The sequence below is a fragment of the Micromonospora sp. CCTCC AA 2012012 genome, assembly GCF_040499845.1.
GTDB lineage: Bacteria > Actinomycetota > Actinomycetes > Mycobacteriales > Micromonosporaceae > Micromonospora > Micromonospora mangrovi.
On the sequence record NZ_CP159342.1, the window covers coordinates 1,325,544 to 1,350,789 of the forward strand.

Here is a 25,246-nt window from a genome sequence, read left to right on the forward strand (position 1 = left end):
ATGACCGACACCCCCCGACCCGGCCCGACGACGCGGGTGGGGTCGACCTACCGCGTCCAGGTGCGGCCCGGGTTCGACCTCGACGCCACCGCCGGCCTGACCGACTACCTCGCCGACCTCGGCGTCACCCACCTCTACAGCGCGCCGCTGCTCACCGCCACCCCCGGCTCCCAGCACGGCTACGACGTGGTCGACCACCGCGCGGTCAACCCCGAACTCGGCGGCGAGGCCGGCCGGCAGCGGCTGGTCCGGGCGCTGCGCGCCGCCGGCCTCGGCCTGGTCGTGGACATCGTGCCCAACCACGCCGGGGTGGCCCGACCGGCGGCCAACCCCGCCTGGTGGGACGTGCTGCGCCGGGGCCGGGAGTCGGCGTACGCGGACTGGTTCGACATCGACTGGGACCGGGGCCGGCTGCTGCTGCCGGTGCTCGCCGACACCCCCGACGCCCTCGACGACCTCAAGGTCGCCGACGGGGAGTTGCGCTACCACGAGCACCGCTTCCCGATCGCCGACGGCACCGGCGACGGCACCGGCCGCCAGGTGCACGACCGGCAGCACTACGAGCTGGTCTCCTGGCGGCGCGGCGACGCCGAGCTGACGTACCGCCGCTTCTTCGCCGTCTCCGACCTGGCCGGCCTGCGGGTGGAGGACCCGGAGGTCTTCCGGGCCACCCACGCGGAGATCCTCCGCTGGGCCGACGCCGGCGAGCTGGACGGCATCCGGGTGGACCACCCGGACGGGCTGCGCGACCCGGCGGAGTACCTGGCCCGGCTGCGCGCCGCCGCGCCCGCCGCGTGGCTGGTCGTGGAGAAGATCCTGGAGTACGGCGAGGAGCTGCCCGACTGGCCGGTCGACGGCACCACCGGGTACGACGCCCTCGCCGCCGTCAGCGGTCTCTTCGTCGACCCGCGCGCCGAGGGCGACTTCACCGCCCTGGACACCCGGCTCACCGGCCACCCGACCTCCTGGCCGAACCTGACCCACGACACCAAGCTGGCGGCCGCCACCCGGCTGCTCGCCGCCGAGCTGAGCCGGCTCGCCGCGCTCGTGCCCGAGCTGGAGCGCGAACAGGTCCGGGCCGCCCTCGCCGAGCTGGCCGCCTGCTTCCCGGTCTATCGCGGCTACCCGCCGGAGGGGGCCCGGCACCTGGCCGCCGCCCGCGCCGAGGCCGGCCGCCGCCGCCCCGACCTGACCGCCACCCTGGACGCGGTCACCGCCCGGCTCCGCGACCCCGGGCACGAGCTGGCCGCCCGGTTCCCGCAGCTCACCGGCGCGGTGATGGCCAAGGGGGTGGAGGACACCGCCTACTACCGGTGGAGCCGGTTCGTCGCGCTCAACGAGGTCGGCGGCAGCCCCGCCCACTTCGGGGTGCCGCCGGCCGAGTTCCACCGCTTCGCCGCCGCCCGGCAGGTGCGCTGGCCGGCGAGCATGACCGCCCTCTCCACCCACGACACCAAGCGCGGCGAGGACGTCCGGGCCCGGCTCGCCGTCCTGTCCGAGCTGCCCGGCCGCTGGGCCGAGCGGGTCGGTGACTGGATGTCCCGCGCCCCGCTCGCCGACCCCGCCTTCGCCCACCTGCTCTGGCAGACCGCCGTCGGCGCCTGGCCGATCGAGCGGGAGCGGCTGCACGCGTACGTGGAGAAGGCCGCCCGGGAGGCGTCGGTCTCGACGAGCTGGGCCGACCCCGACCCGGCCTTCGAGCGTCAGCTGCACGCGCTGGTCGACCGGATGTACGACGACCCGGAGCTGCACGCCGAGCTGACCGAGTTCGCCGCCGGGATCACCCCGGCCGGCTGGTCCAACTCGCTCGGGCAGAAGCTGGTGCAGCTCACCATGCCCGGGGTGCCGGACACCTACCAGGGCACCGAGCTCTGGGAGAACTCGCTGGTCGACCCCGACAACCGCCGCCCGGTCGACTTCGCCGTACGCCGGGAGCTGCTGGCCCGGCTCGACGGCGGCGACCGGCCGGCGGTGGCCGCCGACGGCGCGGCGAAGCTGCTGGTGGTGTCGCGGACGCTGCGGCTGCGCCGGGACCGCCCGGAGCTGTTCGCCGGCTACCGCCCGGTGCCGGTGCGCGGGCGGGCCGCGGCGCACGCGCTCGCCTTCGACCGGGGTGGGGCGATCGCGGTGGCCACCCGGCTGCCGCTCGGCCTGGCCGGGGCCGGCGGATGGCGGGACACGACTCTGTCACTTCCTGTTCATCCGGTGACCGACCTGTTCACCGGACAGGTCTACAGTGGTTCTGAGCTGCTCCTTGATGATCTGTTGAGCACCTATCCCGTCGCCCTCCTGGCTCCCACCGACTCCGTGGAGGCTGCCGCATGACCGAGTTCACGGTGTGGGCGCCCGAGGCCGCCCGGGTCCGACTGCGCCTGCCCGGCGTCGCCGACCACGAGATGCGTTCCGGCCCGGACGGCTGGTGGCGGGTCGAGGTGCCCGACGCCGGCCCGGGCACCGACTACGCGTTCGTCCTCGGCGACGACGAGCGGGCGCTGCCCGACCCCCGGTCGGCCTGGCAGCCGGCCGGCGTGCACGGGCCGAGCCGCCGCTACGACCACGCCGCGTTCGACTGGACCGACCAGGGCTGGACCGGCCGGCAGCTGCCCGGCAGCATCCTCTACGAGCTGCACGTCGGCACGTTCACCCCGGAGGGCACCTTCGACGCGGCGATCGGCCGTCTCGACCACCTCGTCGACCTCGGCGTCGACCTGATCGAGCTGCTGCCGGTCAACGCCTTCAACGGCGAGCACAACTGGGGCTACGACGGGGTCTGCTGGTACGCCCCCCACCAGCCGTACGGGGGACCGGACGGGCTGAAACGACTGGTCGACGCCGCCCACGCCAAGGGGCTGGGGGTGATCCTCGACGTCGTCTACAACCATTTCGGGCCCTCCGGGGCCTACGCGCCGATGTTCGCGCCGTACCTGACCGAGCAGAGCAACACCTGGGGCCGCACCGTCAACCTCGACGGGCCGCACTCCGACGGGGTGCGCCGCTACATCATCGACAGCGTGCTGATGTGGCTGCGCGACTACCACGTCGACGGGCTGCGGCTGGACGCCGTGCACGCCATGCCCGACTCCCGGGCCACGCACTTCCTGGAGCAGGTCGCGGTGGAGGTGGAGGCGCTCGCCACCCACCTGGGCCGGCCGCTGTCGCTGATCGCCGAGTCCGACCTCAACGACCCGAGGCTGATCACCCCGCGCGAGGCCGGCGGGTACGGCCTGCACGCCCAGTGGAACGACGACGCCCACCACGCGCTGCACACCCTGCTCACCGGCGAGCGGCAGGGCTACTACGGCGACTTCGGCTCCCTCGAGTGCCTGACGGACGTGCTGACCGGTGCGTTCTTCCACGCCGGCACCTGGTCCAGCTTCCGCAACCGCAGTCACGGGCGGCCGGTGGACCGGCAGCGTACGCCGGGGTACCGGTTCGTGGCGTACCTGCAGAACCACGACCAGATCGGCAACCGGGCGACCGGCGACCGGATCTCCGCCACGCTCTCCCCGGCGCTGCTGCGGGTCGGTGCGACGCTGCTGATGACCGCCCCGTTCACGCCGATGCTCTTCATGGGGGAGGAGTGGGCGGCCAGCACCCCGTGGCAGTTCTTCACCAGCCACCCCGAGCCGGAGCTGGCCACCGCCGTGGCGACCGGTCGTCGGCGCGAGTTCGCCGCGCACGGCTGGCCGCCCGGCGACGTGCCCGACCCGCAGGACCCGCAGACCTTCGTCCGCTCCCGGCTCGACTGGGCCGAGCTGGACAAGCCCGAACACCGCGAGATGTACGACTTCCACCGGCGGCTCATCGCGCTGCGCAAGCGGCGCCCCGAGCTGTCCGACCCACGGCTGGACGCCGTCGACGTGCGGCACGGCGACCAGTTCCTGGTGATGCGCCGGGGCGAGACGCTGGTGGTGGCGAACCTCGCCGGCAAGGCGCAGCGGATCAACCTGCCCGCCCCGGTACGCAGCGTCCTGCTCACCACCGGCACCGGGGTCACGGTGATGCGGGACGGCCTCCAACTGCCCGCCGAGACGGCCGCCGTCGTCGCCTGACGCTCCGGCGGTGGTAGGTACGGACTCGCCCGCCATCGCCCACCCCTGCCCTGAGGCGGCCGGGGCCGGTGTCATCTACCCCGGGTCACCCACCGTCGGTCGGGTCCGGGTTGCCCACGCGCCCTGGACAGTGTGCCGTGGTCAGCTCCGGCCAGCCCCGCCACCTGCCCCGGGCGGCATTATGGCGATGGCTCTGAGCTGCGGTTGTGGCAACGGCTCTGAGCTGCGGTTGTGGCAGCGGCTCTGGCCACTACGAACTTGATTACATCAGTGGATCAGGATCACCGGTCAGCGCCTGACCCATTGATGTAATCAAGTTCGTAGCGAGCGCACATCCAGTCCCGACCGTCGGTGCGGCGGACGGCCTTCCCCGGACGGATCGGGTGCCTATCCCGACCAGGCGGGCCGATTGCCGGCAGATCCGCGGCTGATCCGCCGGCCGGATCAGCGCGGTGGGCGACGCCAGAAGTCCGCCGGCAGCGCCTCGACGCCGCGGGCCGCCGCCTCGTACTCGACGGCGACCGGCAGCAGCGCGGCGTAGGCCGGGTCACCGCCGCTGGCCAGTGGGCGGATCACCTCGGCGTTCATCCGGGCCCGGGCCGCCACGGTCTCCCCGAACGCGGCCCGGTCGCCGTCGTGGCCGTACGCGTCGAGCAGCAGGTGCAGCCGTTCCCGGGGATCGTCGTCGGCGGTGAAACCGAGCGCCGCGGTCGTCTCCGGACCACGCAGCGGCACCCAGCACAGCGCCGCGAAGGCCAGGTCCCACTCCCAGGACGAGGGACCGGCGGTGTCCCAGTCGACGAAGCCGACGAGCCGGCCGTTGCGCCACACCGCGTTGTGCGGGCCGGCGTCGTGATGGCCGATGACCAGGCCGGGCCGCCAGCCCTTGCCGGCGAACCAGCGCGCGTCGGGGGACGGGGTGAAGGACGTGGTGGCGTCGTGCAGCCGCCGCAGCCAGCCGCCCACCTGGCGCAGCGTCCCGGCCGAGCGCACCCAGGACGGCCACGGCACCCGGTCGCCGACCGTCTCCCCGTCCAGGTGGGTCAGCATTTCCCGGCCCTGCTCGTCCACTCCCAGCACGCGGGGCGCGCCGTCGAAGCCGACCGAAGCCAGGTGCCGCAGCACCTCGTGTACCGCCGGGGTCCAGGGCTGGGCGGGCCGCCGTACCGTGTCGCCGACCCGTACCGCGCCGAGAAGCCGGCCGCCGGGCATCCGCTGCTCCGTCATGCCCCGGTTCTAGTCGGTGGCGCCGCCCGCCGCACCGGGTTTTCGGCGCACACCGGACCCGGTCGGCGTCAGGGCAGCGGCCACTCGTGGACCGGTCGGTTGCTGTGCATCAGGTCGACGTAGTGCCGGACCACCTCGCGCAGCGCCTCCGGCCGGTCGAGGTGGTCGGCCGACTCCAGCCGGTGCAGCGTCTCCACCTGCCAGGTCGCCCCGTTGCGCCCGGTCAGGCAGCGCTGCTCGATGATGCCGAGCAGCCGGTCCCGCTCGCCCGGGTCCAGCCCCCACCCGTCCAGCCCCTGGTGGGCCAGGGGCAGCAGCCGGCGCAGCACCAGCTCGGTCACCGGCAGATAGCCCAGCCCGGGCCAGAACACCTGGGCGTCGATGCCGTGCCGGGCACAGTTGGTGAAGTTCTCCTCGGCGGCGCTGAAGGACATCTGCGACCACAGCGGCCGGTCCGACTCCGCGAGGGCCCGGACCAGTCCGAAGTAGAACGCGCCGTTGGCGACGGTGTCCACCACGGTCGGGCCCGCCGGCAGCACCCGGTTCTCCACCCGCAGGTGCGGCCGTCCCTTGAGCACGTCGTAGACGGGGCGGTTCCAGCGGTAGATGGTGCCGTTGTGCAGCCGCAACTCGGCCAGCCTGGGCACGCCGCCGGCCGCGAGCTCCGCCACCGGGTCCTGCGGGTCGCACACCGGCAGCAGGGCCGGGAAGTAGCGTACGTTCTCCTCGAAGAGGTCGAAGACGCTGGTGATCCACCGTTCGCCGAACCAGACCCGCGGGCGTACCCCCTGGGCCTTGATCTCCTCGGAGCGGGTGTCGGTGGCCTGCTGGAACAGCGGAACCCGGGTCTCCCGCCACAGCTCCCGCCCGAAGAACAGCGGCGAGTTCGCGCCCAGCGCGACCTGGATGCCGGCGACGGCCTGGGCGGCGTTCCAGTAGTCGGCGAACTGGGCCGGGCTGACCTGGAGGTGGAACTGCGTGCTGGTGCAGGCGGCCTCGGGGGTGATGGTGTCGGCGGTGGTGGCGAGACGTTCCACCCCGCCGATGGAGATCGGCAGGTCCTCGCCGCGGGCGGCGAAGATCTGCTCGTTGAGCAGCGCGTAACGCGGGTTGGCCGACAGCGTCTCGGCGGTCAGGTGCTCCGGCCGCAGGGTCGGCAGGATGCCGATCATGACCATGTGCGCGCCGACCGTGCGGGCCTTCTCCTCGGCCGCGTTCAGGCTGGCCCGGACGTGCTCCTCGAACTGCGCGGTGCCGGTGCCGGCCAGCCGGCGTGGCGCCACGTTGATCTCCACATTGAACTGGCCCAGCTCGGTCTGGAAGTCCGGGTCGGCGATGGCGGCCAGCACGTCGGCGTTCCGCATCGCCGGCAGCGAGTCGTCGTCGACCAGGTTCAGCTCGATCTCCAGGCCGGTCATCGGCCGCTCCACGTCGAAGCGCGACTCGCGCAGCATCTCGGCGAAGACGTCCAGGCAGCGCCGGACCTTTTCCCGGTAGCGGGCCCGATCCTCACGACTGAACGTCCGCGCGCCGACATCTTCGCCCATGGTCACCACCCTGTCACCGTTGGTTCCCCTAACCTTGCACGACACCGTGGGGCGGGGAAGACCCGAAGGTCCCTTTACCTACCCCGTCCGCGCCCGGGTGATCCCGGTCGCGTCCGGCGCGCGGCGGCGCGGTCCGGCGCGGGCGGCTGGTTAGCATGGCGACGACCGGCGGGTGGGGGAGTGGGATGCGCGACAAGGCGACCAGGTTCTTCGTGTGGGCGGCGATCGCCGAGGCCTGCTCCTGGGCGGCGCTGCTCGCCGGCATGGCCGTCAAGTACGGCCCGCCCGGCAACGAGATCGGCGTACACGTCTTCGGGCCGATCCACGGCGCGCTCTTCGTGGTCTACGGGATCCTCGTGCTGGTGGTGGCGCGGCTGCGCCGCTGGTCGGTCGTGACCACGCTGGTGGCGCTGGCCTGCGCGGTGCCGCCGTTCGCCACGCTGGTCTTCGAACGCCGGGCCCGCCGTCGCGGCCTGCTCGACGACCCCGCCGACACACCCGCCCGGCTGACCCCGGTCGGCTGACCGGCGGCCGTCCCGGCGGCGGCCCTAGCCGAGCACCGAGCAGGCGGCGATGCCGAACAGCAGCACCGCGCCGACCGTCGCCTGCAGCAGCAGCGCCGGACCCAGGTGCGACCAGACGGTGGCCGTACGCGGGGTGAGCAGCTGCCCGGTGGTGAGGTTGACGATCCGCTCGATCTTCGGCGGCAGGTCGGCGTCGGGCTGGGGACGCAGCGTCACCTGCACGTGGTCACCCGGGTGCAGCGCGCTCTGCGGCAGGTGCCCGTGCAGCTCCACCTCGACCAGCCGCTCCGCGCGGTCGCGCAGCCGTACCGGGGTGACCAGGAACTCCGGGCCCTTCTTCAGCTCCTTGAAGCTGCGCCGGGCGCCGCCGCCGACGTTCGCCAGCAGGGAGCGCAGCAGCAGCATCAGCAGTCCCACCACGCCGGCCGCCGTCAGCACCGCCACCAGCACCGGCTGCCCCACCCGCACCTCGCGCGGGTAGCCCTCCAGCAGCCGGAGCACCCGGCCGGTGACGATCCGCTCCGTCGGGTGGACGACGCGGGAAGCGTGTAGGTCCGTATCCATGATCACCACCGAGAGTCCCGTTGCGTGTACCGATGGTAGCGGTCGTCCGGGTTGAACGACGTGAATGAACACCGGTCACGCCGATGACCGGCAGGTGAACTCCGGACCGGCGCGGGTATGCGTGCGGCCGAGCCGGAAAGGGGTCGAGCATGCAGCTGTCCTTCCTGCGCCCGCTCTATGACCGTCCCGGGCCGTGGTGCTCGGTCTATCTGGACGCCTCCCGGGACACCCACGACGCGCGTCCCGCGCTGGACCTGCGCTGGCGGGCCCTCAAGGGCCAACTGCTGGAGCAGGGCGCCGACGCGGCGACCATCGACGCGGTGGAACGGGTGGTCCGCGGCCACGACCCGATGCCGGGGGACTACGGCATCGCCGTCTTCGCCACCGGCGGACGGGTGGTGCTCACCGAGTACCTCGCCGCACCTCCGCTGCGCGACCTGGCCACCTGGTCCGCCCTGCCGCACACCATGCCGCTGGTCGCCCAACGCGGCGAGCAGGTCGCCTGGGTCCGGGTGCTCGCCGACCGGACCGGCGCCGACGCCGTCGCGGTCAGCGCGGGCGGGGTGCCCCGCCGCGCCCACGTGCAGGGGCGAGAGAGCTTCCAGCTGCGCCGGGTGCAGCCGGGCGGCTGGTCCCAGTCCCGCTACCAGCGGGCCGCCATGGAGGCGTGGCACCACAACGCCGGTGACGCCGCCGCGGCCACCGCCGACCTGGCCGACAAGGTCGGCGCCGACGTGGTGGTGGTGGCCGGTGACATCCGTGCCACCGGCATGATCGCCGCCCAGCTCCCCGAGCGCTGGCAGGACGTGCTGGTGCGTACCGACGCGGGAAAGCGGGCCGGCGGCGCCGACCCGACGGCGATGGACGACCTGACCGTGCAGACCATCGCCGAGGTGGCCGACCAGCGGGTCTCCGCCGCGCTGGACCGGTTCGGTCTCCAGGAGGACGTCGGGGCCGGCCTGGACGCGGTGGTCCGCGCGCTGCAACGCAACCAGGTCGACACCATGCTGATCGTCGACGACGCCTCCGCCGACGGGGAACTCTGGGTGGGGCCGGACCCGACCGAGATCGCCACCGACCCGGGTCAGCTCGCGGCCATGTCGGTCGACGACCCGCAGCGGGTCCGCGCCGACGCCGCTCTGCTCCGGGCACTGGTCGGCACCGACGCCGAGCTGACCGTGCTCGCCCCGGAGGAGGCGCCCGACCTCACCGACGGGGTCGGTGCCGTGCTGCGCTACGTCGACGCGAGCACCCCCGGGCGGGGCAATGGCTGACCGTACGGGGGCGGACCTGGTCGTGGAGCGGCTGCGCGCCTGGCGGGTCCCGCGTGCCTTCGGCTATCCCGGGGCGGCGATCGCCCCCGTCGTGGCGGCACTGGACGCCTCGGGCGGGGACCCGGAGTTCGTCCCCGCCCGGCACGAGGAGACCGCGGCCTTCATGGCCACCGGTCACGCGAAGTTCACCGGTGAGATCGGGGTGTGCCTGGCCACCCAGGGGCCCAGCGCGGTCCACCTGCTCAACGGCCTCTACGACGCCAAGCTGGACAGCAAACCGGTGGTGGCGATCATCGGGGAGGACATCTCCGGGCCGCTGGGCGCGGCGCACGAGGAGATCGGCCTGAGCCGGCTCTTCGGCGACGTCTGCCAGTTCGTCCGGTACGGGCGGGCGCCCGACCAGGTGCCCGCCGTGCTGGACCAGGCGTTCCGGACCGCCGCGGCGACCCGGAGCCCCACCGCGGTGGTGCTGCCGCGGGACGTGCAGCTCGCGCGGGTGCCCGACCTGCTGCCGCAGACCGCCGGGATCGTCTCGGCCACGCCGGGCGAGCCGCTGGCCCGGGTGCTGCCGCACGCCGCCGACCTGGACGCCGCCGCGTCGGTGCTGGGCACCGGCCAGCGGGTGGCGATCCTGGTCGGGCAGGGCGCACACGGCGCGGCGGACGAGATCGTCGCGCTGGCCGACCGGCTCGGTGCCGGGGTGGCCTGCTCGCTGCTGGGCAAGCCGGTGCTCGACGAGCGGCTGCCGTTCCACACCGGGGTGCTCGGGGAGGTCGGCACCACCGCCGCCGCCCGGCTGATGGGGAGCTGCGACACCCTGCTGCTGGTCGGCACGAACGATCCGTGGGTCGACTACTTCCCCGTGCCGGGGCAGACCCGCACCATCCAGATCGATATCGACGGGCGACGGATCGGCACCCGCTATCCGGTGGACGTCCCGCTGGTGGGCGACGCCGTGGAGACGCTGCGTGCCCTGCTGACCCGGGTGCCCGGCCGGCGTCACGAGCAGTGGCGCGGCATGGTGGAGAGCTCGGTCGACCGGTGGCGGGCGGAGGCGGCGGAACGGGCCGCCGTACCGGCCGAGCCGATCAACCCGCAGCTGGTGCTCCAGGAACTGGGCACCCGGGTGCCGCGCAGCGGCGCCCTCGCCGTCGACGTGGGCTCGGTCCTCTACTGGTACGCCCGACACCTGGAGCTGCCACCGGGCGTCGCCGCGCAGCTCTGCGGCACGCTCGGCTCGATGGGCTGCGCCCTGCCGTACGCGGTGGCCGCCAAGCTGGCCCGCCCGGACCGGCCGGTGATCGCCCTGCTCGGCGACGGGGCGATGCAGTTCAACGGCCTGGCGGAGCTGATCACCGTGGCGCACCACTGGCGGCAGTGGCGCGATCCGCGGCTGGTGGTGCTGGTGCTCAACAACCGGGACCAGTCCGGGATCGGTGGTGGGCGGACGCTGACCGACGAGCTGGCCGACCGGCGCCCCGACGTGCCGTACGCCGGGTGGGCCCGGCTGTTGGGTCTGCACGGCGTCCGGGTGGACCGGCCGGAGCTGGTCGGCCCGGCGTGGGACGAGGTCCTCGCCGCGGACCGGCCCAGCCTGCTGGAGGCGGTCGTCGACCCGGCCGTGCCGCTGAACCCGCCGGAGCCGGCCCTGGCGGACCTGCGCGGCCTCTTCGCCGACGGGGACGCGGCCCGCCGGGTCCGGGAGCGGATGCTGGCCAACCGGGTGGCCGTGGAGGCCGAGGACCTCGTTTGACCGGGTCCTCCCGGGGCATGTCCAGGTGATCGTCTTCGCTGGAGGTGGCATGCCCGTGCCCGTCGACCGTCGCTACGGTCCCGCGTCGCTGCCGGCGGCGCGCGGCCCGGTCTCCGCCGCGCTGCTGGTGGCGCTGCGGCAGCCGCCGCACGACCTGCCGGCGGCCCTCGGCGCGGAGGTGCCGGCGGTCGACCCGCTCACCGACGAGGACCTCCAGCTCAGTCTCTTCCTCTGCTACGAGCTGCACTACCGGGGTTGGCGGGACGTCGACGAGGCGTGGGAGTGGCAGCCCACGCTGCTGGCGCTGCGGGCCCGGATCGAGGGCCCGTTCACCGCGGCGCTGCGGCGGCTGGTGGGGCCGCTGCCGGCGGCCCTGCCCGACGGGGTGCCGGAGGCGTTGGGCGCCCTGGTGGCGGCCGACGACGGCCCCTCGCTGGCCGCCGCGTTGCAGCGCCGGGCCAGCCTGGCGCAGTTCCGGGAGTTCGTCGTCCACCGGTCGCTCTATCACCTGCGGGAGGCCGATCCGCACAGCTGGGCGCTGCCCCGGCTGGGCGGTCCGGCCAAGGCCGCGCTGGTCGAGATCCAGATGGACGAGTACGGCAACGGTCGGCTGGACCGGATGCACGCCGAGCTGTTCCGCCGCACCATGCGACGGCTCGACCTGGACACCGACTACGCCGCCCACCTGGACCGGGTGCCGGCGGTGACCCTGGCGACCAACAACCTCATCTCGCTGTTCGGCCTGCACCGGCGGCTGCGCGGCGCGCTCCTCGGTCACCTCGCCGCCTTCGAGATGACCTCCTCGCTGCCCAACCGCCGGTACGGCAACGGCCTGCGCCGGCTCGGGCTGGACGAGGTGGCCACCCGCTTCTACGACGAGCACGTCGAGGCGGACGCGGTGCACGAGCAGATCGCCGCGTACGACCTCTGCGGCGGGCTGGTGCGGGCCGAGCCGGCCCTGGCCGGGGACGTGCTCTTCGGCGCGGCCGCGGCGCTGGCCGTGGAGCGGCTCTTCGCCGCCCACCTGCTCGACGCCTGGGCCGCCGGCCGCTCGTCGCTGCGCAGCGCCCCGGCGGCGGGCACGGGCGAACCGGAGCGCGTGGCCCTCTCCGCCGCCTGAGGCGTACCCCCCCCGGGGTTCAGTGCTCGCGGTTGGTGCCGGCGCGGAAGTCGACCGCCTTGTGCGTGCCGTCGCAGAACGGCTTCAGAGCCGACCTGCCGCAGCGGCAGAGCGCGACCGTGCCCCGCCGCGTGTCGATCGGCTGCCCGTCCGGGGTGACCAGGGCGAAGTCGCCGCGCACCAGCAGCGGCCCGTCCTGGTACGGGGTGATGGTGGCGGCGGCGGGCGCTGCGGTCTCGTCGTCGGGCATGGGCGCTGGAGTGCCCGCCCGGGTGCCCGCGAAACCCGGCGCGCCGGTAAGGTCCCCGGACCGCCGGAGGAGGTGACTCGGCGTCCCTGCGCGGCCTGCGTGGCTACCGGCCGGTCGCCACCGGACCGGGGATTGGTCCGGCGCGTGGGGGGATGCCCCGTTTAGACCCCATCGGGACGGGAAGCCGGGCCGCGTGGTGAGCGAACGAGGCAAGGTGGGCCCGGTGCCGAAGGTGCCCGTGGGGCTGACGGCGGCGGACGCCGGACTGGCCGGCGACCGGGTCGTCGCCGTCGGCAGCACCGCGCGGGTGCTGGTGGCGGCGACCGCCCGGGCACTGCGCGGCGACGACTGCGCCGACCTGGGCCACCCCACGCCGCTGTCCCGCTTCACCGGCGCCCCCGAGCCCGTCCGGCGGGCCGCGGCGGCCCGGGCCGTCGGCCGGGTCGCGCTCACCCCGGCCCAGACCGCCGAGGTGGACGCCGAGCGGGTGGCCCGCTGGATCGTCGCCCAGTACCCGCACCGGCGCTGGCCCGCCGTGGTGCTCGGCTCGCCGCACGGTGCCGCCGCGCACCTCGCCGTGGCCCTCGGGACGCCCTGGCTGCCCGCCGGCTTCGAGCTGACGGTGCACTGGAACAGGGGAGCGGTGGACCGGCCGCAGGCCGCCCTCGACCACGGCGCCGCCCTCGCCACCCGCCTGCTCGCCGGCAATCCCGACGTGCACGTCCGGCAGGTGCACTGCCCGGCCAGCCGGGGCGCGCTCACCGGCGCCACGGTGGCCCTCGCCGTGCGGTGGCGGACGCTGCCGGCGGCGTACCGGCGGTTCCTGGCCGACCGGCTCGACCCCGGCGCGCCGGTGCTGCTGCTGCACGACGCCCGTACCTGGCCGCTGCTCGACGACGGGCGGGGACACAGCTTCCAGGTCGGCTGCCCCGCCAGCGGCCTGGACCCGGTCGACTTCCACCCGGACGCGCCCGCGCTGCGTCAGGTGCTCCGCGCGGCCGGCGGGGACGGCCGGCACTGGACGCCCCCGCAGGTCACCACCCCGCAGGGGGACGCCGAGCACGGTGTGGAGTCCGGCTTCGACCAGGCCGCCCAGGAGTGGACCGGCCGCACCGGCCACCCGCTGCACCGGGTGCGGGTGCCGCACCCCGACGCGCTCAGCGCCGCCGTCGCCGACCTGTACCGGGGCTGGCTGCGGCGCGGCGGCAAGACCGGGAACCGGCTGGTGGTCGAGTGCGGTCGGCTGCTCGACCCGTGGCAGGTGCTACGCGCCGGGCTGGTGCCGTACTGGTGCGAGAACGCCACCCGGCGCCGGGTGGAGGCGGTGGAGTGGTGGCTCGCCAGCAGCGAGCCGTTCAGCTCGGTGGACGTGCTGCCGGAGCCGCCGGGGGTCCGCTCGCCGGCCCTCGCGGGGCTGCCGCAGTGGCTCGCCGTGGCCGGGTTCGGCCGTCGGCGGCGGGCCCTGGACCGGGGCTGCGCACGCGGCTACCCGGTCTCCTCGGTGCCGACCCGGCGGGCCACCGAGGTGCTCCGCAACCAGCCGTACGACCTGCCCGTACCGCCCCGGCTGGGGATGGCCGACGCGCTCGACGCCCTCCGCGCCGGGGGCAGCCACCAGGGGCTGCTGGTCAGCTGACCGGCGCGTCCCGGGGGCACGCCGGCCCGGGCCCGCGCCCCGCCCCACCAACCCCGGCGAAACATCCTCGCGATCTCGCGGTCCGTGATTGAGTACCTACGGAGCGGGAACACCGCTCGCTGCGACGGCCGATCGGCGCTGCGCGGCGACGTGTCGTCGCTTCCGACGTGCCCGTCACGTAACCCACTTTCCGGCCCGGTGCGTGGCTCGACCACGCGCACGACCGGTTTCCCAATCCGGGCGGGGGACCTTCGGCGAGGGAGGCGCGGATGTTCGGACAGACCACCACGACCACACCACCACCACCCACCGAGCGGGGCCTGGAGGATCTCGACGCGGCGGCGCTGGCGTACGCGGCGCGGATCGCCGGGCTGCCACCGGAGCGGCGGCAGGAGGCGCGGGACGACCTGGTCCGGTTCGCGCTGCCCTTCGCCGGCCGGCTCGCCCGCCGCTACCGGGGTCGCGGGGAGCCGCTGGAGGACCTGGAGCAGGTGGCCCGCCTCGGCCTGGTCAACGCCGTCGACCGGTACGACCCGGAACGGGGCTCGTTCACCGCGTACGCGGCGATCACCATCGTCGGCGAGATCAAACGGCACTTCCGCGACCGCACCTGGGGCGTGCACGTGCCCCGCCGGCTGCGCGACCTGATCCTGGAGGTGGGGCAGGCGACGGCGGCGCTGACCAGCGAGCTGTCCCGGGCGCCCACCGTCGCCGAGCTGTCGGCCCGGCTGGAGACGCCGGAGGAGGAGATCCTCGCCGCGCTGGAGTCCGCCGCCGGCTACAGCCCGGCCTCGCTCAACGCGCCGGTCGGCGGGGAGAGTTCGGCCGAGTTCGGTGACCTGGTCGGCGAGTCCGACAGCGCGCTGGAGTCGGTCGACGACCGGGTGACGGTCAGCGGCCTGCTGCACCGGCTGCCCTGGCGCGAGCGGCGCATCCTCGCCATGCGCTTCTACGGCAACCAGACCCAGGCGGAGATCGCCGCCCGGTTCGGCATCTCCCAGATGCACGTCTCCCGGCTGCTGTCCCGCGCGCTGACCTGGCTGCGTCAGGCCATGCTCGCCGACGCGCCGCCGCCCTGGCAGAACGGAACGGCCGAGGCGGAACCGGCGAAGACCCGGATCTCGGTGCGCCAGCACGGCGACCAGGTGGTCGTCGAGGTCGGCGGGGAGGTCGACCGGGACGGGGCGGACAAGCTGCGCCGGGCGATGCTGGAGGCGGTCACCGGGCAGCCCCGCGAGGTGGTGGTCGACCTCGTCGGGGCGGGCACCGTCGACGCCGGCGGCATCGCCGCGCTGATGGCCGGTCGGGAGGCGGCGGCCCGCACCGGGGTGCCGCTGCGGCTGACCCGGGTCCAGCCGGCCGTACGCCGGTCGCTGGCCGCGGCCGGCCTGCCCGCCGCCGACTGACATCGCGTACGACGGAGGGGGCCGACGGCGTCGGCCCCCTCCGCGCTGCCCGTCAGCGCTCCGGGGTGTCCCCGTGCCCGCGCGGGTGCCGCCACCGCTCGGTCTCCTGCGGTGGCTGCCCCGGCTCGGCCTCCTCGGGCACGTCGGTCTCCTCGAAGCTCGGCCGGCGGATCTGCTCCGGCTCGGGCACCACCACCGGCCGGGCCCCGGACTGCGGGGCGGGCTGGTACTCGACGGCCCCGCGGGCGCCGCGCGCGCCCTCGGCGGCGGGGGACTCCGGGATGTGCCGTTCGTGGCGCAGCTCCTCGGCGAAGCGCTGCGGCGGCTTGGTGGTCCGCTGCGGCAGGTCCCGGCCGAGGTTGGCGACGAGCTGGCCGTACTTGGCGTCGAAGGCGGGGCGCTCGGAGCGGATCCGCGGCATCCGGTCGAAGTTGCGCAGCGGGGGCGGGCAGGTGGTGGCCCACTCCAGCGAGTTGCCGAAGCCCCACGGGTCGTCGACGGTGACCATCGCGCCGTACCGCCAGGACTTCCAGATGTTCCAGATCACGAAGAGGGTGGACGCCCCGAGCACGAACGACCCGATCGTGGAGATCATGTTCAGCGTGGTGAAGCCGTCACCGGGCAGGTAGTCGGCGTAGCGGCGGGGCATGCCCTCGTTGCCGAGCCAGTGCTGCACCAGGAAGGTGGCGTGGAAGCCGATGAACATGGTCCAGAAGTGGGCCTTGCCGAGGCGCTCGTCGAGCAGCCGGCCGGTCATCTTCGGGAACCAGAAGTAGAGGCCGCCGAAGGCGGCGAAGACGATGGTGCCGAAGAGCACGTAGTGGAAGTGGGCGACCACGAAGTAGGTGTCGGTGACGTGGAAGTCGGCCGGCGGGCTGGCCAGCAGCACCCCGGTCAGACCGCCCAGCAGGAAGGTGACCAGGAAGCCGACGGCGAAGAGCATCGGCGTCTCGAAGGTGAGCTGCCCCTTCCACATGGTGCCGATCCAGTTGAAGAACTTCACCCCGGTCGGGACCGCGATGAGATAGCTCAGGATGCTGAAGAACGGCAGCAGCACCTGGCCGGTGGCGAACATGTGGTGCGCCCAGACGCTCATCGACAGCACGGTGATGGCGATGGTGGCGAGCACCAGGCCGGTGTACCCGAAGATCGGCTTGCGGGAGAAGACCGGGATGATCTCGGTGATGATGCCGAAGAACGGCAGCGCGATGATGTAGACCTCGGGATGACCGAAGAACCAGAACAGGTGCTGCCAGAGCATCGGCCCGCCGGTGGTCGGGTCGAAGACGTGGGCGTGCAGGATCCGGTCCGCGGCGAGGGCGAAGAGCGCGGCGGCCAGCAGCGGGAAGACCAGGATCACCAGCACGCTGGTGAGCAGCAGGTTCCAGGTGAAGATCGGCATCCGGAACATGGTCATGCCCGGGGCCCGCAGGGTGAGCACCGTGGTGATCAGGTTGACCGCGCCGAGGATGGTGCCCAGGCCGGACACCGCCAGCCCGACCACCCACATGTTCGCCCCGACGCCCGGTGAGTGCTGGGAGGTGCTCAGCGGGGTGTAGGCGGTCCAGCCGAAGTCGGCGGAGCCCTGCGGGGTGAGGAAGCCGCCCACGGCGATCAGCGCGCCGAAGAAGTACAGCCAGTACGCGAAGGCGTTGAGCCGGGGGAAGGCCACGTCGGGGGCGCCGATCTGCAACGGCACGAGATAGTTGCCGAAGCCGAAGACCATCGGCGTCGCGAAGAGCAGCAGCATGATCGTGCCGTGCATGGTGAACATCTGGTTGTACTGCTCGGGGGAGAGGATCTGCATCCCCGGCTGCGCCAGCTCCGCGCGGATCAGCATGGCCATGAAGCCGCCGACGATGAAGTACGCGAACGAGGTGCCCAGATAGAGCAGCCCGATCATCTTCGCGTCGGTCGTGCCGAGCAGCTTGATCAGGGAGCTGCCCTTGAGCGCTCCCCGCACCGGTCCGGGATAACCGCCGAACCGGGCCGGCGCCAGGATCGCGGGCCCCCGGTCTCGTGCCGGCTCCGTGACTACCCGCTTGGGCATGGCTTCTCACCCCGTCGTCAAGACAGAAAGGACGGGTGTGGCTACCCGCCCCTCTATCCATGTAACCAGGCGAGAAGGGTAATTTCGGTCAGATCGCCGGGAGCATGGCCCAGACGACCTTCCCGTCGCCGACCGGGGAGCTGCCCCAGCGCTGCGCCAGCTCACGGACCAGCAGCAGCCCACGCCCGCCCTCGGCGCGCAGGTCCCGGCCCGTGGCGGCCCGCACCGTCGCCGTGCTGCCGTCGGCCACGGCCACCCGCAGGTACGGCCGGCGCAGGGTGACCGTCACCTGCATCGGGGTGCCGGCGTGCCGGACCACGTTGCCGACCAGCTCACTCAGCACCAGCGAGGCCGGCCCGGCCAGCTCCGGCACGTTCCACCGGCCGCAGGCGTCGGTGACCAGCTCCCGGGCCCGCCGACAGGCGCCGGCGACGGGCTCCAGCCGGGCCCGCAGTCGGGGGGAGGCGGCGGCGTTCGCCACGGCGGTGGCCTCGGCGCAGTCCCGGCGTACCGGCACGACGCGGCAGGCGGTGGTCTCGGAGAGCCAGGTGGCCGTCTCCTGCGGCGGCGAGCAGAGCACCATCGGCACGGCGGGCCAGTCGGCGGCGCGGCGGGCGGCGGCGGCGAAGACCGAGAGCGCGAGCGGGTCGGTCACGGCCAGCCGGGACAGGTCCACCACCAGGGCGTCCGGCTGCGCGGTGAGGCAGTGGTCCAGCGTGGTGTGCACCGAGCGCATCGTCGACAGATCCAGCCGGCCGGCGAGTCGGACCACGGTGACGGGTGCGTCGTCGCGGACCTCGCAGCTGATCCCGGTGGACATGAGGCCCTCGTTTCGGTGGCGTCGCGGACCCGTCAACTACCCGCCCCCCCGCGCGGCGAAACCGGACCTGTCGCCCATCCGGCCCTGGTCAACGGCGATATCCGTCACTGCCCGCAAGCAGGCCGGAACCGATCATCACGGCCCCCAGCGCCAGGTGCAGCCAGCCGTCCGCGTCGTTGACCGGCAGGAAGTTCGCCGCACTGGGCTGGTCGACGGCGAGACCGAAGAGCCAGAGCACGAGACAGACCGCGCCGCCGCCGAGCAGCCAGGCGCGTGCCCCCGTCACCGTCCGGGCCAGCGCCAGGCCGACCACCCCGAAGAGCAGGTGTACGCCGTTGAGCAGCACCGAGACCTGGAAGACGCCGAGCAGCATCGCCCCGGACTGGTGCCCGGCCAGCCGCAGGTCGCCGAAGTCGCTGGTGATCCCGGGCAGGAAGCCGAGCGCGCCCAGCAGCAGGAAGAGCACGGCCAGCCCGCCGGCCACCCGGCGTACCGGGGGACGGCCGTCGGCCGGATTGCGGCGGGCCCGGGCGTGGGCCGTCGAGTTCGTCACCGCGGTCCCCCTCCCGGCGTACGGCACCCGCGCTTTCCCGCCCGGCCCGCCGCCAAACGACGCAGGGGCCCCTCGTCGACGCCGTACGTCGACCAGGGGCCCCTGCCCACACCCTCAGGCGGGTTGCAGGGCGAGCTGGCGGACCCGCTCGTAGAGCTCCACGTAGCGCTGCGCCATCACGGCCGGGGTGAACCGCGCGGCGGCCTCCCGCCGGCACTCGGCCTCGTCCAGCAGGCCGGCGGCGAGGACCAGGTCGCCCAACTCCTCCTCGTCGCCTGCGAGCAGGCCGGTACGGCCGTGCTCGATCAGCTCCGGCAGGCAGCCGCGGGCGGTGGCGACCACCGGCGTACCCAGGGCCAGGGACTCGACCACGGCGGTGCCGCCGGGCTCCTCCCAGCGCAGCGGGAAGAGCGAGGCGCGGGCCCCGGCGAGCAGGTCGTCGCGCTCCTGGCCGGCCACCGTGCCGACCCAGCGGACCAGGTCGCCGTCGACGTGCGGCGCGACGTGGTCGTAGAAGAACCGGACGTCCGGGTTCTGCCGGGCCTCGTCACCGGCGGCGGCCAGGTCCTCCGGCCGGTGGTACGGCCCGACGGGGCCGGCCAGCACCAGCGGGAAGCCGACCTGCCGGGCCAGCCGGGCGCCGACGTCCTGCCCCTTGCCCGGGTTGATCCGACCCAGAATGATCATGTAGTCGCCCTTGTCGGCGCCGGAGCGCCGGTCCGCGCCGACCGCGAGGGGCGTGGAGAGGTGCACGTGCCCCACCGAGTGCTCCTGGAGGGCGCGCGGGGCGCGGGCGAGCTGCGAGGCGGAGACCCCGTTGACCCGGACCCGGTCGCCGCCGTCCAGGTTTCCGTACAGCTCCGGGTGCTTCGCCAGGTCCCAGTGCAGGGTGTGCAGCGCCGGCGGCCCGTCCGGGCCCATCGCCGCCATGGTGGCCAGCCCGACCGCCTCCACGTGGTCGTGCACGAGGTCGATGTCGTCCCGCGAGTGCAGCGCCCGCACCACCCCGCTCAGGTGCGCCTGCGACACCCCGCAGACCTGGTTGTACGGCCGCTGGAGGGCGTGGAACTGCCCGTCCGGGAAGACCGAGATCTTCTCGTCGACCGGCAGCGTGCTGCTCTCCACCGAGGCGAGCACCACCCGTACGCCGAGCCGCCGCAGCTCCGGCACCAGGGTCGCCACGACGTTCTCGATCCCGCCGTAGCCGGGCGGCGGCACGGACAACCACGGACCGGCATTCATCAGAACGGTCATACTCATCGGGCGACGTCCCTTCCCTGGGCGCGGATCGGCCTCTTCCTCGGGTTCACGCGGCGACCCGGCGGCGCGGCACCCGGTGCCGCAGCTGCGCCAGCGGCGGGCGCTCCTCGATCGAGACGTCGTTGACGACGATCTCCCGGTCCAGGTTGGGCAGCGCCTCGGAGCCGCCCCGCCGGAACTGGGTGAGCAGGGCGGCCGGCGCGCTGCCCGGGCTCGCCCAGCCGCGCCGCTGCAACCGGGACCACGCGGTGAGCATGATCTGCGCGGACATCCGGCCCAGCGCCGCGGTGTCCTGGTGGCGGTGCTTGCGCTCACCGAGGTCCACCTGGGCCAGCGCGTCGAGACCGACCAGCTCCAGCAGGTCGATCAGCATCGCCGTCTCCACGCCGTAGCCGGAGACGAACGGCACCCGCTCCAGCACCTCCCGGCGGCCGGCGTACTCACCGGCCAGCGGCTGGACGAACCCGGCCAGCTCGGGCCAGAACAGATTCAGCAGCGGCCGGGCCATCAGCTCGGTCACCCGACCTCCGCCGTCGGCCTCCACACCGGACGCCCCCACCAGCGGGCGGTGGTAGAAGCCCTTCACGAAGTCCACCGACGGGTCGGTGAGCAGCGGTCCGATCAGGCCGGTGACGAAGTGCGGCCGGAACTCCCGCAGGTCGGCGTCGATGAAGGCGACCACGTCGCCCTCGGCCGCGGCCAGCCCGGCCCAGAGCGCGTCGCCCTTGCCGGTGAGCCGGGGCAGGCCCCGGGTCATCGCGTCCTGGCTGACCACCTCGGCGCCCGCGGCGCGAGCCACCTGCGCGGTGCGGTCGGTGGACCGGGAGTCCACCACGATGAGTTCGTCGACGAGGGGCACCCGGTCCATCAGGTGCTCCCGGATCGTCGACACGATCGCCCCGACGGTGGTCTCCTCGTTACGCGCCGGCAGCACCACGCTGACCCGGCTGTCCCCCTTGGCCCGCATCAGCCGCCGGGCCGGCCACTGGCCGGCCGACGTGGTCCGATACGTGGCCCAGGCCTCCACCACCGGTGAGACGATCGATTCTGTATCCCGCACAGGCACCCCCTGGTCGTGGCGGAAACGCGGTACTACTTTTCCCAGTTCACGCCCGGCGCTAACCGGATCGTGCCTATCAGCTTGATCACGTTCCCGGTGCCGGGAGGTTCCCGGGGGATGAACGTCTCGTTGCGCGCCCCGCCGGGTTTGGTCCGGTGCCGGCAGGGGGAGAGCTGAACCGTATCCGTGAAATGTGGCGAGAGGGTCGATCGAATGCGCACGTGCCGGGTGGGACTGGTAGGGGCCGGCGGGGTGGCGCAACGCCACGCGCGGGTGTTGAGCGGCTTCGAGGACGTCGAACTGCTCGGGGTGACCGACGTCGACCGGACGGCGGCGGAGGCGCTCGCCGGGGCACACGGCGCCCGCACCTTCGCCGACGTGGACGAACTGCTCGCCGCCGGACCGGACGCCGTGTACGTCTGCGTACCGCCCTTCGCGCACGGGCCCGTCGAGGAGGCGGTCATCGCCGCCGGGGTGCCGATGTTCGTGGAGAAGCCGGTCGCGGTGGACCTGGAGACCGCCGAGCGGATCGCCGAGCTGGTGCAGCGGCGCGGGCTGCTCACCGCGGTCGGCCACCACTGGCGCTATCTGCACGTCGTGGAACAGGCGCGGGAGCTGCTCGCCGACCGTCCGGTCCGGATGGTCAACGGCGCGTGGCTGGACAAGGTCCCGCCGGTGGCCTGGTGGGCCCGCCGGGACCGGTCGGGCGGCCCGGTGGTGGAACAGGCCGCGCACGTGCTCGACCTGGTCCGGGCGCTGGTCGGCGAGGCGACCGAGGTCACCGCGTACGGCGACGGCACCCCGCCGCCGGTCGACGGCGCCGACATCGACTCGGTGACCGCGGCGACGCTGCGTTTCTCCTCCGGCGCGGTGGGCACCCTCGCCGCCGCCTGCGTGCTGACCTGGAAGCACCGGGCCGGCCTGGAGATCCTCGCCGACGGGCTGGCGCTGTCGCTGGCCGAGGACGGCCTGACCGTCCGGGACGCCGACGGCGAGCGGCACCTGCCCGCCGACCCGGACGGCGCCCGGGTGGCCGTCGACCGGGCCTTCGTCGACGCCGTCCGCGGGGTCGGCGACGACGTCCGCGTCCCGTACGCGGAGGCGCTGCGCACCCAGCGCCTCGCCCTCGCCGTCGCCGAGTCCGCCCGGACCGGCCGCAGCGTGGCGCTGCCCACCGGTCCGGCCGCCACCGCCGTCGGGGCGGGGGTGACCGTCGATGCGTGACAGTGTCGTGGTGGTCAGCGGGCCCGGGCAGGTCGAGCTGGTCGAGCAGGACGCCGGTGAGCTGCGTGAGGGCACCTTCCGGGTGGAGACCCTCTACAGCGGGGTCTCCGCCGGCACCGAACTCAGCTATGTCAAGGGCACCAACCCGTACCTGAACGTCACCTGGAACGCCGACCTCGGCCTCTTCCAGCCCGGCGAGGCGAGCACCCCCTACCCGGTGAACCGGCTCGGCTACATGCAGGTCGGCCGGGTGGTGGAGAGCCGTACCCCGGCGGTCACCGTCGGCACCGTCGGTGCGATGACCTACGGCCACCGCACCGGCTACGTCGCCGACCCGGTCGCCGAACGCTTCGTCCCGCTCCCCGAGGACCTCGACCCGCTGCTCGGCGTCTACGTCGCGCACATGGGTCCGATCTGCGCCAACGGGCTGCTGCACGCCGCCGCCGACCTCTGCGGCACCGACGTGCGGTCGCTCGGCGACGGCGTCCGGGGCCGCCGGGTGGCGGTGGTCGGCAGCGGGGTCGTGGCGCTGCTCACCGCGCTCTTCGCCCAGCGCCACGGGGCCGCCTCCGTGGTGGTGCTCGATCCGACCCCGCAGCGTCGTGCGGTCGCCGAGGCGCTCGGTCTGGAGACCCTCGACCCCGAGGCGGACGACCCGGCGGTGGTGCTGAAGACCCGGTGGAACCACGCCGCCGGGGACCGGGGCGCCGACGTGGTCTTCCAGTGCCGGGGGCAGGCCTGGGCGTTGCAGCTCGCGTTGCGCCTGCTGCGCCCCCAGGGCACCGTCGTCGACCTGGCCTTCTACCAGGCCGGCGCGGACGAGGTCCGGTTCGGTGAGGAGTTCCACCACAACGGGCTGTCGCTGCGCTGCGCCCAGATCGGCCGGGTGCCCCGCGGCCTGGCCCCCACCTGGGACCGGGAGCGGCTCTCCCGGGAGACCATCGAGCTGCTGCGCCAGTACGGCGACCAGATCCGTAAGCACCTGGTCTCGGCGGTGGTGCCGTTCGAGGAGGCTCCGGCGCTGCTGACCGACCTGGCGGAGCGTCGCCGGCAGGAACTCCAGGTGGTGCTCACCCGCTGACGCCGTGCCGGCGCCGGATACGGTGCTGTCATGACCACCGATGTCGGCCGCCCGCCCGGGCTGGCCGCCCTGCTGCCCTACCTGCGCGCCCACCGCGGCACCCTCGCCGTGGTGGGCGCGTTGTCGCTGGTCGGCGCGGCGGCGTCCCTCGGGCAGCCGCTGCTCACCCGCGCCGTGCTGGACCGGATGACCGCGACCCGGCCGATCGGCGCGCTGGTGGTGCTGCTGGTCGCCCTGGTGGTGGCCGCCGCCGTGGTCGGCGGGCTCCGCGACTACCTGCTGCAACGCACCGCCGAGGGGCTGGTCCTGGGCACCCGGCGGCGGCTCGCCGGGCACCTGCTGCGGCTGCCGATCGCCGAGTACGACCGTCGCCGCACCGGTGACCTGCTCTCCCGGGTCGGCTCGGACACCACCCTGCTGCGCGCGGTGGTCACCTCCGGGCTCTTCGAGACGGTCACCGGCGCGGTCATGGTCCTCGGCGCGGGCACGGCGATGCTGCTGCTCGACCCGCCGCTGTTCGGGGTGACCCTGGCCGCCGTCGGGGTCGGCGTCGGCTTCGCGCTCACCGTCGCCCGCCGGGTGCGTGGGCTGGCCCGCCGCGCCCAGGAACGGGTCGGCGAGATGACCTCCGCGGTGGAGCGCGCCATCTCCGCCGCCCGGACCATCCGGGCCAGCCGGGCCGAGGAGCGGGAGGCCACCGCCGTCGCCGGCAGCGCCGAGGCGGCGTACGCGGCGGGGCTGCGGGTCGCCCGGGTGCAGGCGGTGGTCGGACCGGTCGGCACGGTCACCCTCCAGGGGGCGTTCCTGCTGGTGCTCGCCGTCGGCGGGGCGCGGGTGGCGGCCGGGGCGATCAGCGTCGGCGACCTGGTCGCCTTCGTCATGTTCCTGTTCTTCCTGGTGCTGCCGCTCGGTCAGGCGGTGCACGCCTACACCCAGCTGCAGACCGGCCTGGGCGCCCTCGCGCGGATCGAGGAGATCCTCGACGTACCCGTGGAGGGGGCCGACGACCGGCGGGCCCGGCCGCCGGCGCTCCCGGCCGGACCGGTCGCGATCGAGTTCGACCGGGTCGGGTTCGGCTATCCGGGCGGCCCGCCGGTGCTGCACGAGGTCAGCTTCACCGTGCCGCCCGGCACCCGGACCGCGCTGGTCGGCCCCTCCGGCGCCGGCAAGTCCACCCTGCTCGCCCTGGTCGAGCGCTTCTACGAGGTCACCGGGGGGACGCTGCGGCTGGCCGGGACCGACGTGCGGGACCTGCCCCGCGACGTGCTGCGGTCCCGGCTCGGCTACGTCGAGCAGGAGGCGCCGGTGCTGGCCGGCACGCTGCGGGAGAACCTGCTGATCACCGCGCCGGACGCCACCGACGACGAGGTGCGTGCCGTGCTCGCCGAGGTGAACCTCGGCCACCTGGCCGACCGCTCCGCCGAGGGGCTGGGCGTGCAGGTGGGGGAGGGTGGGGTGCTGCTCTCCGGCGGCGAGCGGCAGCGCCTGGCCATCGCCCGGGCGCTGCTCGCCGGGCCGCCGGTGCTGCTGCTCGACGAGCCGACCAGCAACCTCGACGCCCGCAACGAGGCGGCGCTGCGCCGGGCCATCGACGCGGTGGCCGTCCGGCGCACCCTGCTGATCGTGGCGCACCGCCTCTCCACGGTCGTCGACGCCGACCAGATCGTGGTCCTCGACGGCGGTCGGGTGGTCGCCGTCGGCACCCACGACGAGCTGACCGGGACCAGCCCGCTGTACCGCGAACTCGCCACCCACCAGCTCCTCGTCAGCTGACCCGGGACAACCCTCCTGACCTGGGCGGACGGGGCGGATTCCGGACACCCGCCCGACCCCGTGGCGGGCGGG

20 protein-coding genes are annotated in these 25,246 nt (G+C 74.3%); 11 read left to right on the forward strand and 9 right to left on the reverse strand.

The genetic code is table 11. From position 1 onward, the window contains the following. Together treY and treZ are read left to right on the forward strand one after the other, a co-directional pair. On the forward strand, window positions 1-2,325 hold the full coding sequence (treY, locus tag ABUL08_RS06150; RefSeq protein ID WP_350935345.1) for a malto-oligosyltrehalose synthase: 2,325 nt from the start codon (window positions 1-3) through the stop codon (window positions 2,323-2,325). Next, window positions 2,322-4,052: a malto-oligosyltrehalose trehalohydrolase gene (gene treZ, locus ABUL08_RS06155; protein WP_350935347.1), complete on the forward strand. Its 1,731-nt coding sequence runs from the start codon at window positions 2,322-2,324 to the stop codon at window positions 4,050-4,052. Before treY ends, treZ begins: the two co-directional genes overlap by 4 nt. Window positions 4,053-4,496: 444 nt before the next feature. Here the strand turns inward: treZ and ABUL08_RS06160 are convergent, their stop codons facing one another. Then, entirely contained in the window at window positions 4,497-5,279 is a 783-nt protein-coding gene (locus ABUL08_RS06160; protein WP_350935349.1) for a phosphotransferase, read from the reverse strand. Window positions 5,280-5,347: 68 nt separating this feature from the next. Further along, window positions 5,348-6,826 (reverse strand): glutamate--cysteine ligase, encoded by a 1,479-nt coding sequence (locus tag ABUL08_RS06165; protein ID WP_350935351.1) that lies wholly within the window; start codon window positions 6,824-6,826, stop codon window positions 5,348-5,350. A gap of 185 nt (window positions 6,827-7,011) precedes the next feature. Between ABUL08_RS06165 and ABUL08_RS06170 the strand changes: the two genes are divergently transcribed. After that, entirely contained in the window at window positions 7,012-7,350 is a 339-nt protein-coding gene (locus tag ABUL08_RS06170; RefSeq protein ID WP_350935353.1) for a DUF3817 domain-containing protein, read from the forward strand. 24 nt (window positions 7,351-7,374) lie between these two features. Here the strand turns inward: ABUL08_RS06170 and ABUL08_RS06175 are convergent, their stop codons facing one another. Then, complete coding sequence (locus ABUL08_RS06175; RefSeq protein ID WP_350935355.1) at window positions 7,375-7,923, reverse strand: hypothetical protein; 549 nt, start codon at window positions 7,921-7,923, stop codon at window positions 7,375-7,377. Between the two features lie 140 nt (window positions 7,924-8,063). On the opposite strand from ABUL08_RS06175, the gene ABUL08_RS06180 reads away from it, so the two are divergent. The 3 genes from ABUL08_RS06180 to ABUL08_RS06190 are packed head-to-tail and all read left to right on the forward strand — an operon-like array spanning window position 8,064 to window position 12,061. Next, window positions 8,064-9,188 carry a baeRF2 domain-containing protein gene (locus ABUL08_RS06180; RefSeq protein WP_350935357.1) on the forward strand — a complete coding sequence of 375 codons (1,125 nt, stop codon included), beginning with the start codon at window positions 8,064-8,066 and terminating at the stop codon, window positions 9,186-9,188. After that, window positions 9,181-10,941 (forward strand): thiamine pyrophosphate-binding protein, encoded by a 1,761-nt coding sequence (locus ABUL08_RS06185; RefSeq protein ID WP_350935359.1) that lies wholly within the window; start codon window positions 9,181-9,183, stop codon window positions 10,939-10,941. Before ABUL08_RS06180 ends, ABUL08_RS06185 begins: the two co-directional genes overlap by 8 nt. A gap of 49 nt (window positions 10,942-10,990) precedes the next feature. Beyond that, window positions 10,991-12,061, forward strand: a complete 1,071-nt coding sequence (locus tag ABUL08_RS06190) for an iron-containing redox enzyme family protein (protein ID WP_350935361.1) — start codon at window positions 10,991-10,993, stop codon at window positions 12,059-12,061. Window positions 12,062-12,080: 19 nt separating this feature from the next. On the opposite strand, the gene ABUL08_RS06195 is transcribed toward ABUL08_RS06190, so the two are convergent. Then, window positions 12,081-12,311 carry a CDGSH iron-sulfur domain-containing protein gene (locus tag ABUL08_RS06195; protein ID WP_350935362.1) on the reverse strand — a complete coding sequence of 77 codons (231 nt, stop codon included), beginning with the start codon at window positions 12,309-12,311 and terminating at the stop codon, window positions 12,081-12,083. Between the two features lie 223 nt (window positions 12,312-12,534). Between ABUL08_RS06195 and ABUL08_RS06200 the strand changes: the two genes are divergently transcribed. After that, window positions 12,535-13,947: a hypothetical protein gene (locus ABUL08_RS06200; protein WP_377522204.1), complete on the forward strand. Its 1,413-nt coding sequence runs from the start codon at window positions 12,535-12,537 to the stop codon at window positions 13,945-13,947. Between the two features lie 269 nt (window positions 13,948-14,216). Beyond that, on the forward strand, window positions 14,217-15,353 hold the full coding sequence (locus tag ABUL08_RS06205) for a SigB/SigF/SigG family RNA polymerase sigma factor (protein ID WP_350935364.1): 1,137 nt from the start codon (window positions 14,217-14,219) through the stop codon (window positions 15,351-15,353). Between the two features lie 52 nt (window positions 15,354-15,405). On the opposite strand, the gene ctaD is transcribed toward ABUL08_RS06205, so the two are convergent. From ctaD to ABUL08_RS06230, 5 genes are all read right to left on the reverse strand, one after another. Next, window positions 15,406-17,403, reverse strand: a complete 1,998-nt coding sequence (gene ctaD, locus ABUL08_RS06210; protein WP_350935366.1) for an aa3-type cytochrome oxidase subunit I — start codon at window positions 17,401-17,403, stop codon at window positions 15,406-15,408. 88 nt (window positions 17,404-17,491) lie between these two features. Then, window positions 17,492-18,223, reverse strand: coding sequence for an ATP-binding protein (locus tag ABUL08_RS06215; protein ID WP_350935368.1), 732 nt, complete (start codon window positions 18,221-18,223; stop codon window positions 17,492-17,494). Window positions 18,224-18,311: 88 nt separating this feature from the next. After that, entirely contained in the window at window positions 18,312-18,776 is a 465-nt protein-coding gene (locus tag ABUL08_RS06220; protein ID WP_350935371.1) for a DUF4383 domain-containing protein, read from the reverse strand. A 114-nt stretch (window positions 18,777-18,890) separates the two neighbouring features. Beyond that, window positions 18,891-20,036, reverse strand: coding sequence for a glycosyltransferase (locus ABUL08_RS06225; RefSeq protein ID WP_350935373.1), 1,146 nt, complete (start codon window positions 20,034-20,036; stop codon window positions 18,891-18,893). A gap of 46 nt (window positions 20,037-20,082) precedes the next feature. Next, a complete protein-coding gene (locus tag ABUL08_RS06230; RefSeq protein ID WP_350938530.1) occupies window positions 20,083-21,063 on the reverse strand; it encodes a glucosyl-3-phosphoglycerate synthase in 981 nt (326 codons plus the stop codon). Window positions 21,064-21,309: 246 nt separating this feature from the next. On the opposite strand from ABUL08_RS06230, the gene ABUL08_RS06235 reads away from it, so the two are divergent. The 3 genes from ABUL08_RS06235 to ABUL08_RS06245 are packed head-to-tail and all read left to right on the forward strand — an operon-like array spanning window position 21,310 to window position 25,174. Next, entirely contained in the window at window positions 21,310-22,320 is a 1,011-nt protein-coding gene (locus tag ABUL08_RS06235; RefSeq protein ID WP_350935374.1) for a Gfo/Idh/MocA family protein, read from the forward strand. Continuing rightward, window positions 22,313-23,401: a zinc-binding dehydrogenase gene (locus tag ABUL08_RS06240; protein WP_350935376.1), complete on the forward strand. Its 1,089-nt coding sequence runs from the start codon at window positions 22,313-22,315 to the stop codon at window positions 23,399-23,401. Before ABUL08_RS06235 ends, ABUL08_RS06240 begins: the two co-directional genes overlap by 8 nt. A 30-nt stretch (window positions 23,402-23,431) precedes the next feature. Next, on the forward strand, window positions 23,432-25,174 hold the full coding sequence (locus ABUL08_RS06245; protein ID WP_350935377.1) for an ABC transporter ATP-binding protein: 1,743 nt from the start codon (window positions 23,432-23,434) through the stop codon (window positions 25,172-25,174). Window positions 25,175-25,246 lie beyond the last annotated feature (72 nt).

What these genes read in the sequence shown, in the direction of transcription:
- treY (WP_350935345.1), top strand. Translation starts at nt 1, where the DNA reads ATGACCGACACCCCCCGACCCGGCCCGACGACGCGGGTGGGGTCGACC.
- treZ (WP_350935347.1), top strand. Translation starts at nt 2,322, where the DNA reads ATGACCGAGTTCACGGTGTGGGCGCCCGAGGCCGCCCGGGTCCGACTG.
- ABUL08_RS06160 (WP_350935349.1), bottom strand. Translation starts at nt 5,279, where the DNA reads ATGACGGAGCAGCGGATGCCCGGCGGCCGGCTTCTCGGCGCGGTACGG.
- ABUL08_RS06165 (WP_350935351.1), bottom strand. Translation starts at nt 6,826, where the DNA reads ATGGGCGAAGATGTCGGCGCGCGGACGTTCAGTCGTGAGGATCGGGCC.
- ABUL08_RS06170 (WP_350935353.1), top strand. Translation starts at nt 7,012, where the DNA reads ATGCGCGACAAGGCGACCAGGTTCTTCGTGTGGGCGGCGATCGCCGAG.
- ABUL08_RS06180 (WP_350935357.1), top strand. Translation starts at nt 8,064, where the DNA reads ATGCAGCTGTCCTTCCTGCGCCCGCTCTATGACCGTCCCGGGCCGTGG.
- ABUL08_RS06185 (WP_350935359.1), top strand. Translation starts at nt 9,181, where the DNA reads ATGGCTGACCGTACGGGGGCGGACCTGGTCGTGGAGCGGCTGCGCGCC.
- ABUL08_RS06190 (WP_350935361.1), top strand. Translation starts at nt 10,991, where the DNA reads ATGCCCGTGCCCGTCGACCGTCGCTACGGTCCCGCGTCGCTGCCGGCG.
- ABUL08_RS06195 (WP_350935362.1), bottom strand. Translation starts at nt 12,311, where the DNA reads ATGCCCGACGACGAGACCGCAGCGCCCGCCGCCGCCACCATCACCCCG.
- ABUL08_RS06205 (WP_350935364.1), top strand. Translation starts at nt 14,217, where the DNA reads ATGTTCGGACAGACCACCACGACCACACCACCACCACCCACCGAGCGG.
- ctaD (WP_350935366.1), bottom strand. Translation starts at nt 17,403, where the DNA reads ATGCCCAAGCGGGTAGTCACGGAGCCGGCACGAGACCGGGGGCCCGCG.
- ABUL08_RS06215 (WP_350935368.1), bottom strand. Translation starts at nt 18,223, where the DNA reads ATGTCCACCGGGATCAGCTGCGAGGTCCGCGACGACGCACCCGTCACC.
- ABUL08_RS06225 (WP_350935373.1), bottom strand. Translation starts at nt 20,036, where the DNA reads ATGAGTATGACCGTTCTGATGAATGCCGGTCCGTGGTTGTCCGTGCCG.
- ABUL08_RS06235 (WP_350935374.1), top strand. Translation starts at nt 21,310, where the DNA reads ATGCGCACGTGCCGGGTGGGACTGGTAGGGGCCGGCGGGGTGGCGCAA.
- ABUL08_RS06240 (WP_350935376.1), top strand. Translation starts at nt 22,313, where the DNA reads ATGCGTGACAGTGTCGTGGTGGTCAGCGGGCCCGGGCAGGTCGAGCTG.
- ABUL08_RS06245 (WP_350935377.1), top strand. Translation starts at nt 23,432, where the DNA reads ATGACCACCGATGTCGGCCGCCCGCCCGGGCTGGCCGCCCTGCTGCCC.